The 19,395-nt window shown below is 31.4% G+C and carries 18 protein-coding genes; 5 read left to right on the top strand and 13 right to left on the bottom strand.

Translation table 11 applies throughout. The features are described from left to right. Positions 1-211 precede the first annotated feature (211 nt). The 3 genes from JMUB898_RS01340 to isaB (JMUB898_RS01330) all read right to left on the bottom strand — a co-directional run bounded on the left by JMUB898_RS01340 (position 212) and on the right by isaB (JMUB898_RS01330) (position 3,014). Positions 212-1,450, bottom strand: a complete 1,239-nt coding sequence (locus tag JMUB898_RS01340; RefSeq protein WP_002444620.1) for an ArgE/DapE family deacylase — start codon at positions 1,448-1,450, stop codon at positions 212-214. Positions 1,451-1,873: 423 nt separating this feature from the next. After that, a complete protein-coding gene (gene isaB / locus JMUB898_RS01335) occupies positions 1,874-2,395 on the bottom strand; it encodes an immunodominant staphylococcal antigen IsaB family protein (protein ID WP_002444622.1) in 522 nt (173 codons plus the stop codon). A 94-nt stretch (positions 2,396-2,489) separates the two neighbouring features. Beyond that, positions 2,490-3,014: an immunodominant staphylococcal antigen IsaB family protein gene (gene isaB / locus JMUB898_RS01330; protein WP_002444623.1), complete on the bottom strand. Its 525-nt coding sequence runs from the start codon at positions 3,012-3,014 to the stop codon at positions 2,490-2,492. A gap of 269 nt (positions 3,015-3,283) precedes the next feature. Here isaB (JMUB898_RS01330) and JMUB898_RS01325 point away from each other — a divergent pair, with 269 nt between their 5' ends. Then, positions 3,284-3,808 (top strand): hypothetical protein, encoded by a 525-nt coding sequence (locus JMUB898_RS01325; RefSeq protein WP_095323333.1) that lies wholly within the window; start codon positions 3,284-3,286, stop codon positions 3,806-3,808. Positions 3,809-3,877: 69 nt separating this feature from the next. Here the strand turns inward: JMUB898_RS01325 and JMUB898_RS01320 are convergent, their stop codons facing one another. Next, positions 3,878-4,654, bottom strand: coding sequence for a tandem-type lipoprotein (locus JMUB898_RS01320; RefSeq protein WP_002444625.1), 777 nt, complete (start codon positions 4,652-4,654; stop codon positions 3,878-3,880). Between the two features lie 290 nt (positions 4,655-4,944). Here JMUB898_RS01320 and JMUB898_RS01315 point away from each other — a divergent pair, with 290 nt between their 5' ends. Next, a complete protein-coding gene (locus tag JMUB898_RS01315; RefSeq protein WP_126514777.1) occupies positions 4,945-5,862 on the top strand; it encodes a DUF1672 domain-containing protein in 918 nt (305 codons plus the stop codon). Positions 5,863-6,131: 269 nt separating this feature from the next. Here the strand turns inward: JMUB898_RS01315 and JMUB898_RS01310 are convergent, their stop codons facing one another. Both JMUB898_RS01310 and JMUB898_RS01305 read right to left on the bottom strand, forming a co-directional pair. Beyond that, the gene (locus JMUB898_RS01310) at positions 6,132-6,902 is read right to left on the bottom strand and encodes a tandem-type lipoprotein (RefSeq protein WP_002444630.1); all 771 of its coding nucleotides are present in this window, start codon (positions 6,900-6,902) and stop codon (positions 6,132-6,134) included. A 127-nt stretch (positions 6,903-7,029) separates the two neighbouring features. Further along, positions 7,030-7,800 carry a tandem-type lipoprotein gene (locus JMUB898_RS01305; RefSeq protein ID WP_037541736.1) on the bottom strand — a complete coding sequence of 257 codons (771 nt, stop codon included), beginning with the start codon at positions 7,798-7,800 and terminating at the stop codon, positions 7,030-7,032. Positions 7,801-8,085: 285 nt separating this feature from the next. On the opposite strand from JMUB898_RS01305, the gene JMUB898_RS01300 reads away from it, so the two are divergent. Further along, positions 8,086-8,997 (top strand): DUF1672 domain-containing protein, encoded by a 912-nt coding sequence (locus JMUB898_RS01300; protein ID WP_172594855.1) that lies wholly within the window; start codon positions 8,086-8,088, stop codon positions 8,995-8,997. A 112-nt stretch (positions 8,998-9,109) separates the two neighbouring features. On the opposite strand, the gene JMUB898_RS01295 is transcribed toward JMUB898_RS01300, so the two are convergent. Together JMUB898_RS01295 and JMUB898_RS01290 are read right to left on the bottom strand one after the other, a co-directional pair. Further along, positions 9,110-9,889 carry a (S)-acetoin forming diacetyl reductase gene (locus tag JMUB898_RS01295; RefSeq protein WP_044466588.1) on the bottom strand — a complete coding sequence of 260 codons (780 nt, stop codon included), beginning with the start codon at positions 9,887-9,889 and terminating at the stop codon, positions 9,110-9,112. 170 nt (positions 9,890-10,059) lie between these two features. After that, the gene (locus JMUB898_RS01290; RefSeq protein ID WP_037541819.1) at positions 10,060-10,845 is read right to left on the bottom strand and encodes a tandem-type lipoprotein; all 786 of its coding nucleotides are present in this window, start codon (positions 10,843-10,845) and stop codon (positions 10,060-10,062) included. A gap of 112 nt (positions 10,846-10,957) precedes the next feature. Here JMUB898_RS01290 and JMUB898_RS01285 point away from each other — a divergent pair, with 112 nt between their 5' ends. Then, on the top strand, positions 10,958-11,317 hold the full coding sequence (locus tag JMUB898_RS01285) for a hypothetical protein (protein ID WP_002444634.1): 360 nt from the start codon (positions 10,958-10,960) through the stop codon (positions 11,315-11,317). 125 nt (positions 11,318-11,442) lie between these two features. Here JMUB898_RS01285 and JMUB898_RS01280 read toward each other — a convergent pair whose 3' ends face one another. Further along, a complete protein-coding gene (locus tag JMUB898_RS01280; protein ID WP_002444635.1) occupies positions 11,443-11,625 on the bottom strand; it encodes a hypothetical protein in 183 nt (60 codons plus the stop codon). 177 nt (positions 11,626-11,802) lie between these two features. Here JMUB898_RS01280 and JMUB898_RS01275 point away from each other — a divergent pair, with 177 nt between their 5' ends. Beyond that, positions 11,803-12,102 carry a DUF3139 domain-containing protein gene (locus tag JMUB898_RS01275; RefSeq protein WP_002444636.1) on the top strand — a complete coding sequence of 100 codons (300 nt, stop codon included), beginning with the start codon at positions 11,803-11,805 and terminating at the stop codon, positions 12,100-12,102. Positions 12,103-12,197: 95 nt separating this feature from the next. Here JMUB898_RS01275 and JMUB898_RS01270 read toward each other — a convergent pair whose 3' ends face one another. The 4 genes from JMUB898_RS01270 to JMUB898_RS01255 form a co-directional block, all read right to left on the bottom strand. Then, positions 12,198-13,451, bottom strand: coding sequence for a restriction endonuclease subunit S (locus JMUB898_RS01270; protein WP_002444637.1), 1,254 nt, complete (start codon positions 13,449-13,451; stop codon positions 12,198-12,200). Continuing rightward, positions 13,444-15,000 (bottom strand): type I restriction-modification system subunit M, encoded by a 1,557-nt coding sequence (locus JMUB898_RS01265; RefSeq protein WP_002444638.1) that lies wholly within the window; start codon positions 14,998-15,000, stop codon positions 13,444-13,446. The genes JMUB898_RS01270 and JMUB898_RS01265 overlap by 8 nt, the downstream gene beginning before the upstream one ends. Before the next feature lie 187 nt (positions 15,001-15,187). Continuing rightward, positions 15,188-17,980: a type I restriction endonuclease subunit R gene (locus JMUB898_RS01260; RefSeq protein WP_002444639.1), complete on the bottom strand. Its 2,793-nt coding sequence runs from the start codon at positions 17,978-17,980 to the stop codon at positions 15,188-15,190. Between the two features lie 386 nt (positions 17,981-18,366). Further along, positions 18,367-19,284 (bottom strand): trypsin-like serine peptidase, encoded by a 918-nt coding sequence (locus JMUB898_RS01255; RefSeq protein ID WP_002444640.1) that lies wholly within the window; start codon positions 19,282-19,284, stop codon positions 18,367-18,369. Positions 19,285-19,395: the final 111 nt, after the last annotated feature.

The following is a 19,395-nucleotide window of genomic DNA, read 5'->3' as shown; positions in this document are numbered from 1 at the left end:
TGGCTAAATTGTCCATGTTACCTTGATGTCTAATGTCTCTCGAGTGAATTGTCAGAGGTTTATTCACCTCACAAATTCAAACAACTCACTTTTACTCATAAATATAAATTTAATATTATACCTAATTGATTTATACTCACACTTAAAATGAAAATCACCTCACTGATTTTAGCGAGGTGATTGTTAAATCTCTTCTATATTTAAAATAACATTAAACTTCTTCAACGAATGAAGTTAAGAAGTCTACATAATAATCCACGAAATCTAAGTAGTTTTGTTTATCTACACATTCGTCTACTTGATGAGGACCTGTACCAGGCCCAAACATTAAGAATGGGAAGTTTTCATCTTTACCGCGTAATAGATTTGAAGCATCTGTAACCGCAACTGTTGGAGTAATAATGAGACCTTCTTCATTTGGGAAATGTTCTCTTGCTTTCTCATGGCCTAATTCTACTAAACGGTTTTTACCAGTTGTTACAACAGGTGCTAAATCAAGATAAATTTCTTGAGATAAACTTGAACCATTGTCATTGGCTTGCTTTAAATATTTATTAAATAATTCTTTAACTTTGTCATTATTATATTCTGGAATGGTACGTACGTTAAATTCTGCAGTAGCACTGTCAGGTACTGAGTTAACTTGTGAACCCCCATTAAAGATACTATTTGTCATTACTAGGCCTTCAATTAAATCTTTGGCTTGTTCTTTAGTAACATTTTCAGGTAATTGATCTGCTAACTTATTTACCATATTACTGTAATCTAAAGACTCGCCTTTAATAGATTTTGTTAATTCTGCATATTCTTTATCTATATTTTGGATAAATTCAAGAAGTGGTTTGATTGCATTTTCCCCTAAGAAAGGCATAGAACTGTGTGATGATCTGCCTTTAGAAGTAATACGGAAGTCCATTGAACCTTTATGCGCGTATACTAAGCTAGGATAAGAAGGTTCAGCAATAAGCAACGCATCTAAATCGTCGGCATAGCCTTTCTCATATAATTGAGCAGAACCAGCTTGTTCCATCTCCTCACCGACTGTTGCCATAAATTTAATTGTGCCTTTGTTTAACTGATTACTTTCTTTAATTTCGATTAATGCAATCGCTAATGCCGCTAATCCTGATTTCATATCGGCAGCACCACGACCATATAAGTTGCCATTATCTTCAGTTAATTGGAACGGGTCATATGTCCAATCGTCATGGTTCCCTTCAGCGACCACATCCATGTGACCTGAGATGCCAATCACTGGTTTGCCTGAACCAATTGTAGCGATGAGGTTGGCACGTCCTTCTGATACTTCGTCTAATTCAGATTCAATACCATATTTGTCGAACCATGTTTGTAAATATTTCGCTACTTCCAATTCATTATCGTTTACCGTTTTAATTGCGACAATATCTGATAGAATTTTAATTCTTTCTTCATTTGATAATGCACTCATCAATGAATACCACCTTTCCAAGACTCTATACCCTTTCTTTTTTAAAATTAATTTCCCCGTAGTGCAAATACTTTATCACAACGTTATTATTTACCCTCTCAACTGATTTGAGATAGATAGAAAGTTAAGAAATGTACGAGTCTATGTTAACCTTAAAGCATATACTGGCAAGGAGTCATTCTATATGTTCAAACCTCAACCCAAATTAATTATAGCAATTTTCAGCCTATTATTATTGAAAATATTCATAGTTATACCTATTTCGGAATTCTGCCATATTGAATGGCTATATTCTAATGGAATCGGTTGTAAAGTATTAGATTTACTAAGTTTAATTTTAATGGTCACTTGCATCGTGCGAGCTGTCAGAGGCCTTGAATAAAAAATGCCCGCCATTAAAATGACGGACACCTTAAAATATTACTATTTACTTGTTGTAAGTGGTACGTGACCAATAGACGCCTCGACCACATGGTTGTTATCTACAACAAACCATACTTCTAAACTTTTTTTAGTAGGCTTGTAATAGAATATGCCTCCATCTTTTTGCGTGCAATGTGATTTTTCTTTTAAATCTTTACCATACGCTTTTTTAATTTGAGCTAATGATAAATTTCCTTTGACTATAATTTGCATTTGATTAGCACTATGACCTGTTTTAGTTACACCTTTAAACGTTTGGTCATAAAGATTAACTTTCTTAGTCCCAGAAGTCTTTGCTAATTTAATCCCATTAAATTTCACATTATCAGACTTCACAGCGTTGATAAATTGTTGATTCAATAAAAATGATGCATCGCGTCCAACATAACCGCTGTAAGTATAATAATGTGACGTTGCTGCGTGAGCTGATCCATTTACTGGTGAGTCTGTAGAAACGCTTGCTCCCATTAATGCTCCCAAAGTAATAGTAGAAGCTAATAATAATTTAGTTGCTTTCTTCATGATAAGTTATCTCTTTTCTATAGTTTATATTTTTATTTTAACTCAATAATTACATATTAACCTATAACTATTTTCTCATTAGATGATTTCCCAATTATCCTAATGTTCCAATAGTAATATGTGTGACTTTATTGTTTTTAGTTGTGAATGCAATACCGTAATGTTTATTATTCGGGCTATAAGCATACATTTTAGTTCCATTGTTCGCACTAGGTAATTTTCTTAAACTTTTACCATAAGCTTGTTTTAACTGTTTCACAGATACATAACTTGAAACATTAAAGTCTACTTTACCTGCTCTCGTTTTCTTAGTGTTTACGCCGCTAAAACTTTGATCATACTTCTTAACCGTACCTTTATACTTATTCACACTTGTCTTTCCAGTTGTGTACGGGATTTTAATTCCATTCATTGTAAAATTGTCATACTTAAGCGAAGTAATAAATTGTTGATTTAAAACAAATGAGGCGTTATTTCCAGCATAACCTTGATATGTGTAATAAGGCGTAACTGCTGCGTGAGCTTCTTTGACTTGTGGCATTTCTGCTGAAACTCCAATTCCAAATACTGTTCCGGCTGCTAAGATTGACGACACGATTACTTTGGTAGTTCTGTTCATAAATGGATCTCTCCTCTTTTTTTATTTAGAATCGCTTATTTATGTAGAACAAAGAAGGAATGTTACGATTCGATTACAATATTACAACATTATTACAGAAAGTGCAAATTTTTATTTAAACTTTTTATTTACACCTTAAAGTTTTTTGATATATTAAATAAATGAGTTTATGCTTTGAGTCAGTTTTTATCACAAAATAGTTCTACTTACGCCTAAAAAATGATTATAATAGAATACAGAAATATTTAATTTGAACGGAGGACAATCTTTTGAAAAAGATACTAGCAAGCATCGTGGTAATCCTTCTTGTTATTGCGTTAAGCTTTTCAATATATGCAGCAGTTAATCATAAAAGCAACTCTTCCCAATCTGATAAAGATAGCCAAAAAACAGAAGAAAAACATAAAAAGAAAGACAAATCGAACGACAATAATCAACAAAATAATGAAAATAGCAATATGACTAATAGTCAAGAAAATGCACAATCAGAACCTGCAAATTCCGGAAGTTATAACGGAGATCAATCAACTAACAGTTCTAATAACACTACGAAACAACCTAACAACAATCAATATCAGAACAATACTCATCAAAGCAATACAAATAACAATGCATCATCTAATCAAAGTGGCCAAGGTTCAGCACCAAGCAATCAAAATAATAACCATTCACAACAAAATACGACACGCCCATCAACATCTGAGAAACCAAACAACCAACAATCGAGCCCACAAAACTCAGGAAGTCAGAACAATAACCAACAAAACAATAACGCACAAAACAAACATAATTAATACATTTAGACCGAAAAGAAGCGACGAAAAATTCGTCGCTTCTTTCTTATTGGGGAGATATTGACGGTATTAATTCGTGGGTTTAAAACTAATGCTATCTGTAAATTTCACAACGCTATTCTTATCCCTTAAAAACAAATACTCAATATCCTTATTCCCAGTAGAACTTCCGCTTAATTTACCTGTGCCATCAAGAGTTAATTTTGGAGCCTTATTAGTAGGAATGTTATATGTTTTTCTTAATTTCTTTACATTCACGTCTTCATTATTTAATTGATATTCAGCTGAATAGCTAGGTACTTCTGGGTTGTAGGAAATATTACCATTTTTATATGAATCAATATCTTTAAAATTGCCGTATTGAGAGAAAAATTTAAAGCTTTTTATTTTATTTTCTAAATTTTTATCTTTAACTTTTTTAGTTAAAGATATTTTATTGTTCTTCATTTCAACAGGGTATCTTGTTTCTTTTACTCCATCATCATATTTATCTATATCATCACTATATTTATTTATATAATAAAAACCTTTTGCTTCTCTTGTGTTACGATTTAATTTCAACAACATACCTTCACCAATCAAATCACCACGATTTTCTTGAATAGCCATATCAGAATTTAAAATCCATGTCCCTTTATCATCTTTATCAAAGTTATCATCTCTAAAGCCTTCTTTGTCGTATAAATCTTCTAAATTTTTAATTGGATACATATTCAATGTCTTTGAGAAACTATTTTTAATCTCTTTTTCTTTGTTTAGCTTTAAACCATACCATCCACCAACAACGATAACTACAATTGCTAATGGTATAGCTATGACTAATATCCACATTTTTGATATATTCATTATTTCACATCATTTCTATTTTAAATAATCATCCATAACGCAACTTTAATATAAATTCCTATGTTTTTCATTTAAAGTTTTAATAATTTTCTTCAATCCTCTCATAAATCATTGAATTAATCGTATTAATCAAATTCTCTTTTATTTTCTCTAGTTTATTAATTTTTTGTAAATAAATAAGACTTAAATATTTAAATCACTCTATTTATGCAATATATTTATAAAAACTATTTATATAATTTAATAATTAAGTTAGAATGATACTAACTAATATATTTTTGAGGTGCGCCATGAAAAAAATAGTCTGCTCCATTTTAGTTTCATCATTATTATTAGGAGGATGTTCAACGATGAGTAATGATTCAAATAAAGAGTCACAGTCAGTGCCCGAAGAAATGCCGGCTAGTAAATATGTAGGACAAGGTTTTCAACCTAAAGCTGAAAAAAGCGCTATTGAATATGCGAAGAAACATCGAAAAGAATATGAAAAACTCGGAGAACAATTCTTTAAAGATAACTTTAGTTTAAACGTTAAAGCGACCAACGTTGTTGGCAGTGGTGATGGTGTTGAAGTATTCGTGCATTGTGATGACCACGATATTGTATTTAACGCAAGTATCCCTTTCGATAAAGAATCCATTCATGAAAAAGGCTCCATGCGAAGCCATGATAACGGTGATAACATGAGTACTATGGTGGGAACCGTATTAAGTGGATTTGAATATCGAGCTCAAAAAGAGAAATATGATAATTTAACAAGAACGTTGAAAGAGAATCAATCTAAATATCAATATACTGGTTATACAAAAGATGCAATATATAAAACTCAAAATACAGGATACCAAAATGAGTTTTATTATATATCGGCTGATTTAACTTCGTTAAAAAATTATAGAATATATTTTGAACCACTTATCAAAAAGAATGATAAAGAATTTAAAGAAGGAGTCAAAAATGCATACAAATCTACGAATTACGAAGCTAAAATTGACGTTGTGACAACACTATTTAGTACAATGAATAGCTATTCTAAAAAGAAAAATACAAATAATGTGTTCAAACTAGCGAAAGATATAGAGAACAGTAAAGGCATGCCTATTAATATTGATATGGATTTACAGTTTACAGATGAAAATATCAACACAGTAAATCCTCTTTATAGTAAAAAAGATGTCACAAATTTTGGTGTTTTCGATGAATATAAATAAGAAAAAATATTGATAAAAATCCGATTAATATTAACAGAAGTACCAATTCTCAAGGAATAGTTGAAACTATCAATACTATAGTGCTCAAAATTATAGTATTAGGAGTAATACTAACTCTGAGAGGGTTCTTGAGGGCATAATATCAAGGTATTAACCTTTAGAATTTAATAAGGTAATTATCTATCAAAGTAATTAAAACATGCCTACAGAGTTATAAACACAATTTTATATTTTTCATTCACTTTAAGTGCACATCATATATTTTTAGTTCAAGATGATGGTTTATAATCAATGCTATCTGAAAATTTAACTATATTTTTCTTGTTTCTAACAAATATGTACTCAAGCTCTTTACTTCCCGCAGAATCTCCATTTAGACTGCTATCACCACTCATGGTTAATTTAGGAGCTTTATTAGTGTATATATCATATTTTTCTCTTAACTGTTTTACATTAATATCATTATTATTTAACTGATATTCTGCTGAGTAGCTAGGTACTTCGGGATTATAAGAAACATTTCCATTTTTATATTTATCTAAATTTTTGAAGTTAGCATATTGTGAGAAAAACTTGAAATTCTTGATTTTATTTTCTAGTTTTTTGTCCTTAATATTTTTAGTTAAATAAAAATGATTATCTTTCATTTTGACTGGGTACTTATTCATTTTTTTACCATTTTCATATTTATCAATATCGCTATTATAGTAATTTTTAAAATAATAACCTTTAGTTTCTCTATTATTGCGATTTATATTTAGTACCATGCCTTCAACAACCAAATCGCCACCATCTTTTTTTATCGCCATCTCTGAATAAAGAACCCATGTTCCTTTATCATTTTTATCAAAATTTTCATCTCTGTATCCTTCTTTGTCGTATAAATCTTCCAAATTTTTAATTGGATACATATCTAATGTCTTTGCGAAACTATCTTTAACCTCTTTTTCTTTATTTAGCTTTAAACCATACCACGCACCAGCTATAAGTAAAATGATTGCTAATGGTACAAATATTACCAATAACCACTTTTTAGACATATTCACCAATTCACAACTTTCTATTAAAAATCAATTTATAATAAATCACCTTTAAATGTTGCATCGCTATATTTTATTAAATGACCGACTAATATTTCAGTTTAATATCCATCATTTATGAAATATTTTAAAATGACGGTCTATAATTAATACTGTCAGTAAACTTAATTATTTCCTTCTTATTTCTTACAAATAAATACTCAATTTTTTCCCTTCCCACAGAATTACCACTTAATTTCTCATTACCACTCATAGTGAGTTTAGGAGCCTTTTTAGTAGGTATGTTATATGTTTTTCTTAATTTCTTTACATTCACGTCTTTATTACTTAATTGGTTTTCAGCTGAATAACTAGGTACTTCAGGATTATATGAAAGATTCCCATTTTTATATGAATCCATTTCTTTAAAATTGCCGTATTGAGAGAAAAATTTAAAGGTTTTTATTTTATTTTCTAAATTTTTATCTTTAACTTTTTTCGTCAAATAGAATTTGTTATCTTTCATTTCAACAGGATATTTTGTTTCTTTTTCTCCATAATCATATTTATGTACATTGTTACTATATTTATTTATAAAATAATATCCTTTTGCTTCTCTCTTGTTTCTATTCAATTCTAATACCATACCTTCAGCTACCATATCTTCACCATCATTTTTTACTGCCATCTCTGAATCTAAAATCCATGTTCCTTTATCCTCTTTTTCGAATTCATTATCTCTATAGCCCTCTTTCTCGTATAAATCTTCTAGATTTTTAATTGGATACATATTTAATGTCTTTGAGAAACTATCTTTAATCTCTTTTTTACCTATTATCATATACCAACATCCTCCTATTACTATTATCAGCATTAATGGTACAGCTATTACTAATATCCACATTTTTGATATATTCATCGATTCACATCTTTCCATTAAAATTAATTGTTCACAAAGATACATTAATATAATTTTTTGACTTTCAATTAAAAATCATAATATTAAACTCAAATATCTCTTAAAGATTGCTTTAAATATATGAAGAAATTCTTCTATTATATCCATAAGTTTATTGATTTTTATAAATAAGTATAACTTAAATATTTGAGACTTCCTATTTATACAACATATTTATAAAATAGATTTATATAATTTAATGATTAAGTTAGAATGATACTAACTAATATATTTTTGAGGTGTCCCGTGAAAAAAATCGTCTACTCCATTATAGTCTTATCATTGTTAGGAGGATGTTCAACGATAAGCCATGATTCAAATAAAAATTCTCAATCAGTGCCTGAAGAAATGCCAGCCAGTAAATATGTAGGACAAGGATTCCAACCTAAAGCTGAAAAAAGTGCTATTGAATATGCGAAGAAACACCGCAAAGCATACGAAAAACTCGGAGAACAATTCTTTAAAGATAACTTTAGTTTAAACGTTAAAACGACCAATGTTGTCGGCAGTGGCGATGGTGTGGAAGTTTACGTCCATTGCGACGACCACGATATTGTATTCAACGCAAGTATCCCTTTCGATAAAGAATCCATTCATGAAAAAGGATCCATGCGAAGCCATGACAATGGCGATGACATGAGTAATATGGTAGGAACTGTATTAAGTGGATTCGAATATAGAGCTCAAAAAGAGAAATATGATAATTTAACTAGATTTTATAAAAATAATAAAAGTAAATATGACTATATAGGATATACACAAGAAGCCATAAATAAAACTCAAGATGCAGGTTATCAAAATGAATACTATTATATTGTAGGAGATATAACATCATTAAAGAATTATAGAAAATACTATGAGCCTTTAATTAAAAAGTCTGATGTAGAATTCAAAAATGATATGAGAGAAGCTTATAAAAATACAAATTATAAAGCTAAAAGAGAAGTAATAACAACATTATTTAGTACGCTTAAAACTCCTTCAAGAAAAAAATGCATCAAAAGCGTTTACGACATGTCTAAAAAAATTGAAAAAGAACCAAACATGCCCACCCATACAACAATTATCAATCAATTAGGAGAAAATAAAATTTTCACTGCTACTCCTAAATTTCACCATACTAAATTTGTAGAGTTTGGAGCGTTTGATGATGAATAAAATTATTTGATCATTCAATAATTTTAATTTATTTCTGTTAGTTAACAATTTGCGCATAAAAAAACGTTTATGCAGTCATGAAAGTGCATAAACGTTGTTCTCATATATTTTTTTAATGGAATCTCATTCCACCGTCAACAATGATAGTTTGGCCTGTAATATAATCTGAATCACTGCTAGCTAAGAAACTCACTACGTTAGCCACGTCTTCTGGTTTTGATAATCGTTTTAAAGTGATTTGATCAGTAAATTGTTTCCATCCCCACTCTTCAGGTTTGTTGTTCTCTTTCGCTAATTTAATTGCGATACCTTCCATCATAGGAGTTTCAACGATGCCAGGAGCGTATGCGTTTACGGTAATACCTTTTTCAGCTAAATCTCGAGCAGCTACTTGAGTTAAACCTCTCACAGCAAATTTGGTACTACTATATAAAGACAATCCCGCATTACCTTCTACACCTGCTTGAGAAGTTGCATTGATTATTTTACCGCCATGGCCTAGCTTATCAAATTGCTCTAATGCAGCTTGAATGCCCCAGAATACGCCACCAATATTTACGCCAATAACTTGGTCAAATTGTTCAGGCGTAACTGTTTCAATTGGTGTCATAGGTCCTAATCCTGCATTATTCACTAGTACATTTAACTCTCCAAAATGCTCAACAACTTTTCTTAATACTGAAAAGACTTCATCACGATTTGAAACATCAGCTTTAAAGGCAATGACCTCTTGTTCTTTTGATGTAAGCTTTTCAGCAGCCTGTTTAGCACCTTCTTCATTATAATCAACTATTGCTAAATGATAGCCATCTTTAAATAAACGTTCAGCTATTTTTAAACCAATACCTTGAGCCGCTCCAGTAACAACTGCTACTTTTTTAGAATTACTCATTCATATCACTCCAGTCGATAATATATTCAATTATTATCTTATCACCAGAGCATAATAATACTATGTATAGTTTGTGAATTATTAATCAAACTTTATATCTTAATATCTAACCTCATATAAAAAGACAGCAATTCTTAATAAAAGCTACTGTCCATTTGATAATGAATGAGTCATTGTTCATCAGGCTCAGTCGGTTTAAAATTAATACTATCAGAAAAATAAACGTTTTCTTCTTTATTTCCTATAAAGTTAAATTCAAAATCTTTAGTACCTACAGATGATCCTTTTAAATCTCCATCACCTTTTAATTTTAATTCAGGAGCTTTTTTGGTTGGTATATCATATCTCTTTCTTAATTGTTGTACATTATAATCATTGTTACTCAATTGATACCTTGCGGAATAACTTGGTACATTAGGATTGTAGGAAATATCACCATTTTTATAATCTTTAAAATCTTTAAAGTTGCCATATTGTACAAAAAACTTAAAATTTTCAATTTCTTTTTTTAACTTATCATTTGATATTGGCTTTGTTGGAATAATTTTATTATTTTCCATTTTGACAGGATATTTTTTTTCTTTATTATGCGTATATCCATATTTGTCCTCTGTTATCTCGCTTATTAAGAAATAACCTTTTGTAGTTCTGGTATTGCGATTTATGTATAGAACCATCTCTCTTGATTTCAAGCTTTCTCCTTTTAATTGAATGTTCATTCCAGAGTTAATAATCCAAGTGCCTTTATCCCCTTTATCAAATTCTTGATCTCGAAAGCCTTCTTTATCGTAAAAGTCTTCTAGATTCTTGGTCGGATATAAACTTAATGTCTTATTGAATGCCTCTTTAATTTGAGCGTTTCGACTAATTTCTTTTTTCATTATTACGCAGCCACCAATAAATATAACTAGTATTAAAAAACCTACACCTAGCTTTACTTTTTTGGAATGCTTCATCACTTCACGTCCTTTTTCTAAAAAACACGGCAAACTTTTTATCTCATTCATAGAAAAGTATACACTTATAAGTTATCATAATTTAATAATATTTTTAAAAAGGTGATTATTTATGAAAAAAGTGCTTTATATCATCGCAATCATCATTGTCATAACGATTATTTATACTATAGTAAACTTTTTATTCTTTGATAAATGGGCTTTCTATTCATGCGAGAAACAATTAAATACTTATATTAAAAATGATGATACTAAGAAACTAAGTCAAATATCAAAAGATAATAAAACTTATCAATTTTTATGGAAACAAGATAAAATTTCAATTGAGGGAAAAGCTAATAATCAAGGTAGTGGACATGTAGGATACTACCCTATTGATATTAATGGTAAATCCGCTACATTAACTATTCAAATTAAACATGGATTCCTCCCAGAAAAACCAAACATAAAATCAATAAAACTGGATAAATAGATACAAAAAGAATTAAATGATGATTTAACAAATTTCAATCCTTCTATTTTAATCATTAAAAAACGTTTAATACACATTGTACTGAACTTTAAAAGTTTTATTTTTGTTTAGTAAACTATTTAATCCTATATAGGATAGGAGACACGTCTTTGTTCTTCAGTAATGGATTTAGGCACAATGTCTTCATCTTGAAGTTCTTTCAACGAATTAGAGTTAGTTGAGCTGTTAGCTTGCGCATTTACACTTCCTGTAGTTAGAACTGTGCCACATATTGTGGTACATAATAAACTAGTTATGAACTTTTTCATTGCTTTCCTCCTATGACTTGAACGTGTTTCATTAAAAACAATTAATAAAAAATGATACTTATTTAAGGAGCTTAATATGAAAAAGACATATAAAATATTAGGAATTATTGTTATCATTTTAATTATTATTTCAGTATTAATCCTTCTTACAGTGTCCCATTACACTAATTATAAAAAATGGAAGAAGCTAAAACCAAAACAAAAGTTCACCGTGTGCTTAAGCAAAAAGGATGGGAAAATAAAATTAAAACAGAAGAACCCATTTTCACGTTTAATACTGGAGATAACTATTTAGAAGTCACTTATAAAGACGAGCCATATAATACATATCAATATTATTATGATCTTGATGATGATGGTAAAGTAACTGGAGACGCTGTTTTAAAAGAGAAATATCAAAGATACGATCTTAATAAAAACAAATATAAAGAATATAGAAAGCGACATCACTTTGAGGAAAAATATGATTTAAAATAAGAAAGAATTGAAGACTGTGTAGGTAGTTTAAGAGAGTTTGGGAATTATGTCCCAAACTCTCTGTTTTGAGTTAACATAATAGGAGTTTATCAAAATCAAACAAACATTTTCTGTAATAAACCTTGTTTTCGACGTTTAAGTGTTTCTACTTTATTACCTTGATTTATCACTAATCTATCAATACGTTCTAGAAAATTCGCTATCTTTTTTTGTTCATTAATATCAGTTGTCACATTAATTTTCATATTTCCAAAATCTTTTTTTGTTATATGTGGCTGTGCCGACCCCACACGATAGTGTTTCATAAATGTGTTTATTGCATCATCTCTTAATAAAAAATATAAGTATGAATAGTCAAACATTTTATCTATTGGTCGCAATATTAACATTGCTGAGTTTATTCTCATATTAGAGTACTGAAGATGAATATCTTGGCTATAGAATCCTATATTACCTAAAGTTCCTCTTGAGGTTATAACAAAATCATTTAATTCTAACTTTCCATTACGTAGCAAATCATCTTTTTCTTTATTAATGAATCTATTTTTGGTAAATGAGAATCCTTTTTTTGTAACATTTCCTGTATCTAAAAATAATGTATATCCTTGATTGTAAAAATCTTTTTCATTGGGATAATTTTTACCTCGATCTCCATCTATAATATTAAATAAATCTTTGATTTTAAGACATTTTTGAGTATTACTACTACTTAGTTTTGTAAAACACAACTCTTGTGAGAAAATTTTTTGCATATAACCTTTTTTCTGTTGTTCGAAGAGTGCAAGTTTCTGTTCTTCTAACTCAATGTGTTGGTCGAGTTTGTTAAAGAAAATACCCATTTTCTCCTGTTCTTCATATGATTTAGGTATATAGATGTTTTGTGATTTTACCAAATCAGAGTTTAAATTTACTTGACTACCAGGTTGACCATACTTATTCCATTTCAATTGAAAGTTTTCTAACCAATTAAACATAAAATATAAATTAAACTTAGGTCTCATGAATATTAAAAAACCATCGTGTACTCCGGTTTTCACATAATTAATAACTGGTTTTCCTACTGAAGCAGCAATACTTAAAAGTAAATGGGGTTCATAAAGAACACGAGTTTTCTTTTGTCCTTCATTAGATAAATGTTGTTGTAAAAATTTAATTTTTCCATTTTGTTGAGTAACATCTGAAATTCGCAACCAACCAATGTCGCTATTATCATCAAACCATTTAGAATCTTTAATAGGCCGCGGAGAAGCGCCGCGCACTATATCCGCTAAATTACCTAAATTCTCTAATTTCCATTCCTCTTTAAACTCTGAAAATCTTAGTTCTGGAGTTGTTTGTTGTTCAGTCATTGTTCAACACTCCTAGTTCTTTAAGGTATTCGTTGATTTCAGATTCTACGTTGGCGATGTCTTTATCGATATCTTTGAGTTGTTGTTGCACTTGTTCTAGGTCGATTGGTTCTTCTTCTTCGAATGTATCGACATATCTTGGAATGTTGAGGTTGTAGTCGTTTTCTTTGATTTCGTCTAAAGTTGCGACATAGCTGTATTTATCTATCGTTTCTCTTTGACTGTATGTTTTGACGATTTTATCTACATCTTCGTCTGTGAGATGGTTTTGATTTTTTCCTTTTTCAAAGGATTGAGAGGCATCAATAAATACCACATCATCGTCTTGTTGGCGACATTTCTTAAAGACTAGAACGCACGTTGGAATACTTGTGCCAAAGAACAAGTTCGCAGGTAAGCCTATCACGGCGTCTAAATAGTTCTTCTCTTCGATTAAATATTTACGAATCGTGCCTTCGGCTGCGCCACGGAATAACACACCATGTGGAAGTACAACAGCCATTGTGCCTTCGTCATCTAAGTGATAAATCATATGTTGAATAAAGGCAAAGTCTGCTTTCGATTTCGGTGCGAGTTTCCCGTAGTCGCTAAAGCGTTCATCTTTTAAGAATGAGGGGTCTGCACTCCAATTGGCACTGTATGGAGGATTTGCGACTACCGCATCAAATTGTTCACCTTTATGAGCTGGATCTTCTAATGTGTCACCATTTTCAATTTGGAAGGCTTTAAAATTCACATCGTGAAGTAACATATTCATGCGTGCTAGGTTATAGGTTGTACTATTATATTCTTGACCATAGTAATTACGTACTTTAGCTTCTCGACCCACACGTAAGAGTAATGAGCCTGAACCACATGTGGGGTCATACACACTTCTTAAGTCTTCTTTGCCATCTGTAACAATCTTTGCGAGTATCGTCGATACTTGTTGAGGTGTATAGAATTCGCCTGCTTTTTTACCTGCACTGGCCGCAAATTGACCGATCAAGTACTCATACGCATCGCCTAACATATCGATTTCTAAATCACTATGGACAAAAGGTAATGTTGAAATATTCATCATAACTTTCGCAATTAACTTCGTACGGGCTGCGTTGGTATTCCCCAAACGACTTGAGTTTAAATCCATATCATCGAATAAATGGATAAAGTCGTCTTCACTTTCATGACCTCGTGTCGAATTTTCAACGTTTTTGATGGCGTTACTTAGGTCTTCAATCTCGAACGTTTGATTTTCAATTTTGGCTTTTAAATTACTGAATAAATTTTCTGGTTCGATGACGAAACCAATACGTTGAATGAGCTCTTTCTCAACGATAGGACGGTAGTCGTCGTTATTCATCGCTTCTTGATAAGAAATATTATCTTCTGATAAAAGTCTTCCAGATGTCTCTTCAACCTTTTCACTTAAGAAACGGTAAAAGATAAGTCCAAGTATGTAATTCTTAAATTCATTGGCGTCCATATTCCCGCGTAAATCGTTCGCAATGGACCATAATTTCTTTTGTAGTTCTGCTTGTTGTTGACGTTGCTTCTCTGATGTAGTCAATGCACATTCCCTCCATTTAGTACTGAATCATTAATATATAGCTACCCACTTATTTTGTCTTTTATTTATAATTTTATAGCACAAAATAAAATAAGTTAAGTGGGAACACCCACCTAACTTACAGTATTTATAGAATATTTTATAAAAGTAGTTTAAACCTATAATATCTAAAGTATCTTTATAGTAGTTAATTTACGGCTCCATACTTTTCAACGGTTTCTTGAACGAATGATTTAACATTATCAATCTTCTTAGTACGTACAAGCAATCCACCAGACACGCCTTCTTCAACTAAATTATTATCTAGCTGTCCGCTATACTCATATTCATTGACAAGTTTCTTCAATAAGTCAATTGGATATGTTTGGTCTTTCGCGAAATCTTGTAATTCGCCCTCTTTAACTTCCTCTTCAAATTCATAATACGCATCGTCAATTGCTGTACCTTCTTCAAGATGTGGAATCACACTATCCAAGAATTCACGAATTAAGTCTGCCTTCAGTCTTAATTTATCATCGTCTGCTTGTTCGAGTAATTTACGAATTTGATGACGTGCTTTCTCAGTTTGTTCTTTATCGGTTAAATCAATTTGGTTCAATAAATCTAAAATATATTGAACGTTAATCAAATCGTTTCTTAATATCTCGACCTCGAAATCAATATCATCTAGAACTGATACTTTCTCTATCGCTCTTTTATCTTTCTTACGAACTTCATCATATAAATTGAGATATTTACCTTTGAAATCTTCAAATGTTTGTCCTGCAATACCTATCTTTTCTTTATCAAATTTAAATTCATCAAACGTTTTAAGCATTTGCATTAAACGTGCTAAATCACGGAAGATTAATACGAACGCTTTAATATCATCTTCACGCTCTAGTCGGTCTACTTTCTCAGGTGTGTCTGCAATTTTGTATAAATCTATTAATCGCTTCCTAAATTCAATCAAATATTCATCAAATGATGCACTTAGCACTGTATCGATATCATTTGTTTGAGAGAATAACTCAATTGCTTTATCCGTATTTTCTTTCAAATTACGGTAACATACGATATTACCATAAGGTTTCGTATCTTCTTCCACACGATTCGTACGTGAATATGCCTGAATCAACGTATGATATTGTAGATTTCTATCGACGTATAAGGTATTTAACTTTTTACTATCGAAACCTGTTAAGAACATATCAACGACGATTAAGATATCTAATCGTTCACTTGGTATGCCATTCTTTACACGTTGAGACACATCGTTAAAGAATCCATCAAACGTGTCTGTAGAATAGTTCTTATTAAACATCTCGTTATAATCTTCGATAACTGTTTCTAACTCTTCACGTGAATGCTTGAGATTTTCATTTTTATGAATATCTTCATTAGGGTTATAAGTAAAGATGGTAGAGACATTAAGATTATGGAGACCCGCTTCTCTCATCTCTTTAAAGACTTTATAATATTTGATCGCCATTGGTATGCTTTGAACAGTAAAGATAGACGTGTATTTCTGATTACGCGTCTTCTTATGATGGTTCACCACAAGATGTTGGGCTACTTTCTTAAGACGGTCGTCAGCCATCCAGATCTCATTCTCGTCTATCTTAGTCACATATTCTTCATCAATATTGTCCTTTAATGTGTCGAACGTATTGAGATATTCGACAGAGAACCCGAGTACGTTGCCATCACGTATCGCATCTTTAATTAGGTAAGTATGGAGACATTTACCAAAGATATCTGCCGTCGCACGTCCGTCTTGACTCGCATTCTCTTCGAAACGTGGTGTACCCGTGAAACCAAAGTATTGCGCATTCTTGAAGTTTTGTTTAATGACACGATGCATTTCACCAAATTGTGTACGATGACATTCGTCTATAATGAAGACTACTTTATCTTCTTTATAACGTTGGATGGTTTTATGTCCTGTTTTGATCGCATTCGCCATCTTTTGTATTGTCGTAACGATAAGATTCTGAGTAGGGTCTTCTAATTGTTGTAGTAATTTACGCGTATTGTCGGTAAGGTCGACGGAGTCATTTTCAAATTTATTAAATTCGGCGAGCGTTTGACTATCAAGGTCCTTACGGTCGACTAGGAAGATGACTTTGTTGATATTAGGCTCTCTAGAGAGGATTTGACTAGTCTTGAATGACGTTAACGTCTTACCGCTTCCGGTAGTATGCCAAATATATCCATTGTTATTCGTTTCGGTCGCACGTTTGATGAGCGCTTCAACCGCGTACACTTGATACGGTCTCAGTGCCATAAGAATCTTGTCTGTTTCATTGATAATCATGTAACGACTAATCATCTTCGCTACTTTGCATGGACTGAGGAAGTCTTGGATGAAGTCCTTGAGCACATTGATACGTTGATTGTTCTTATCGCTCCAATAGAACATAAAGCTCTTGAAAATCTTTTGATCGCTGTTCGCGTAGTAGCGTGTTTCCATCTTATTACTAATAACGAAGAGCTGAATGAATCTAAACAGACCTCTGTAATTCTGCTTACGGTAACGTTCGATTTGGTTGAATGCTTGAGAGATTGCGATACCGCTTCGCTTCAATTCGATTTGAACGAGTGGCAGACCGTTGATAAGAATGGTTACGTCGTATCGACTCTTATATTGATCTTCAACAGTGACTTGGTTCGTCACTTGGAATTTATTCTTACACCACTTGTGCGTATCCATGAAGCTAAGATAGACTTTCGTTTCATCATCGCGTTCAAGGACATACTTATCCCTTAATATCATTGCACTTTCAAAGACACTTTTATCGCTAATGTCTATCATAATTCTGCGAAATTCCGCATCTGTTAATGGTTCGCCATTAAGTTTGTCTTTGTTACGTTCGTTAAGTATTGCGCGGAAATTATCTACGAGTTGTGCGTGATCTCGCAGTTGAACTCTTTCATATCCTTGGCTTAATAATTGTTGAATTACATCTTCTTCTAAGGCATATTCGCTTTGATACCCCATACCATCACCCAATAAAAATAATTTAATTAAAATATATCATATTTATTGACATCAATATATAGCGGAAAATAAAAAATGCGCACGCAAAAGTTATTAATACAATAGCTTTTACATGTGCATATTAATTTGAATTAATGATTGATAGGAGTGGTTGTTGAATCATCTGTTCTAACAATATTTTTATATTTAAGGCATTAAAAAGAAGGGGTCTCCCCCTTCCTTTTGTCTTGTAATTCTCTATTGTTCGTATTTGTAGTATAGATTTTGTTGGTCGTTAAAGTGTGATTCGTTGTCTTTATAACAACAAGCTATTATACGTCGTTTCCATTTTATAGTTAAGTAACTTGCGAGTAGTTCAAAAAATCTCGTCTTTACTATTAACTAGATTATGCTGCTTTTTTATAATTGTTGTTACCATCATGAGATTTTTCAAGGTTTGTATTTTTTTCATTTATTTGTATGCTTGGTATATTTTGTTTTAAGAAGTTTTGAACATCTTCATTGATGAATACTGCACTATTATGTTTGTGTTCTACACCACCATAATGTATACCAATCACTTCGTTGTTTTCATTAAATACTGGAGAACCTGAATTTCCTCCATAAGTACTTAAATCATATGTCATTTGGTTACCGTTAATTGATAAGATTTTACCTTTACTTTCCCACATTGTTGCTAAAGGTTTATCTCCTGGATATCCAGTCACTGTGATATCTTGGTCAGTTTGAGTATTTGAGTTACTACTTATTTTAGCTGGAGTTACAACGTCTCCAATTTTTTTATTATCTTCATTTGGTTGTACTTTTAAAATTGATAAATCGCCATTTCCTGGGTATTTTTTAATTTCTTGTCCTTTGAATTCACCGTTAGGCATCTCACTTTCACTTTTAGAAGATGGGGCAACACCGAGATTATCTGGGTTATTATGTGCGGCATCAACAATATGTTTATTTGTTAAAATTTCGTTTTCACCAACGACAATACCAGAACCTGAGGCAACGAGGTCACCATTGTCATTATAAATTTTCACAAATGAAACTGGGGCATAATGTCCTTCTTGCGTATTTGAGATTTGATGTCGATTGTTGTTTGGGAGGATAACACTTGGAAATTTTCGGGATCCGAGAGGCTTAACTTTCTTATTGGCTTTACCATTTTCGTTTGTAACCTTTTTGTGACTTGCTTGATGCATTGAATCAGCTTGTGGAGTACTTTTTTCGCTTGCCTGAGAGATATTTAATAAGACCGTGGTTGCTAAAATTGCAATTGTTATAAAACCTATAGATAAAAAAATTTTTCTCATTTTAAAACCTCCAATAGTTTTTTATCACGTGATAAATTTTTAATATATTTATAGGTTACAATTTATTTATAACTCAACAATGTGCATTTTTGTGTAATATTGCCTAAACGT

This window comes from Staphylococcus caprae (assembly GCF_003966625.1).
Classification (GTDB): domain Bacteria; phylum Bacillota; class Bacilli; order Staphylococcales; family Staphylococcaceae; genus Staphylococcus; species Staphylococcus caprae.
This window is presented reverse-complemented; position numbering and strand designations above follow the sequence as displayed.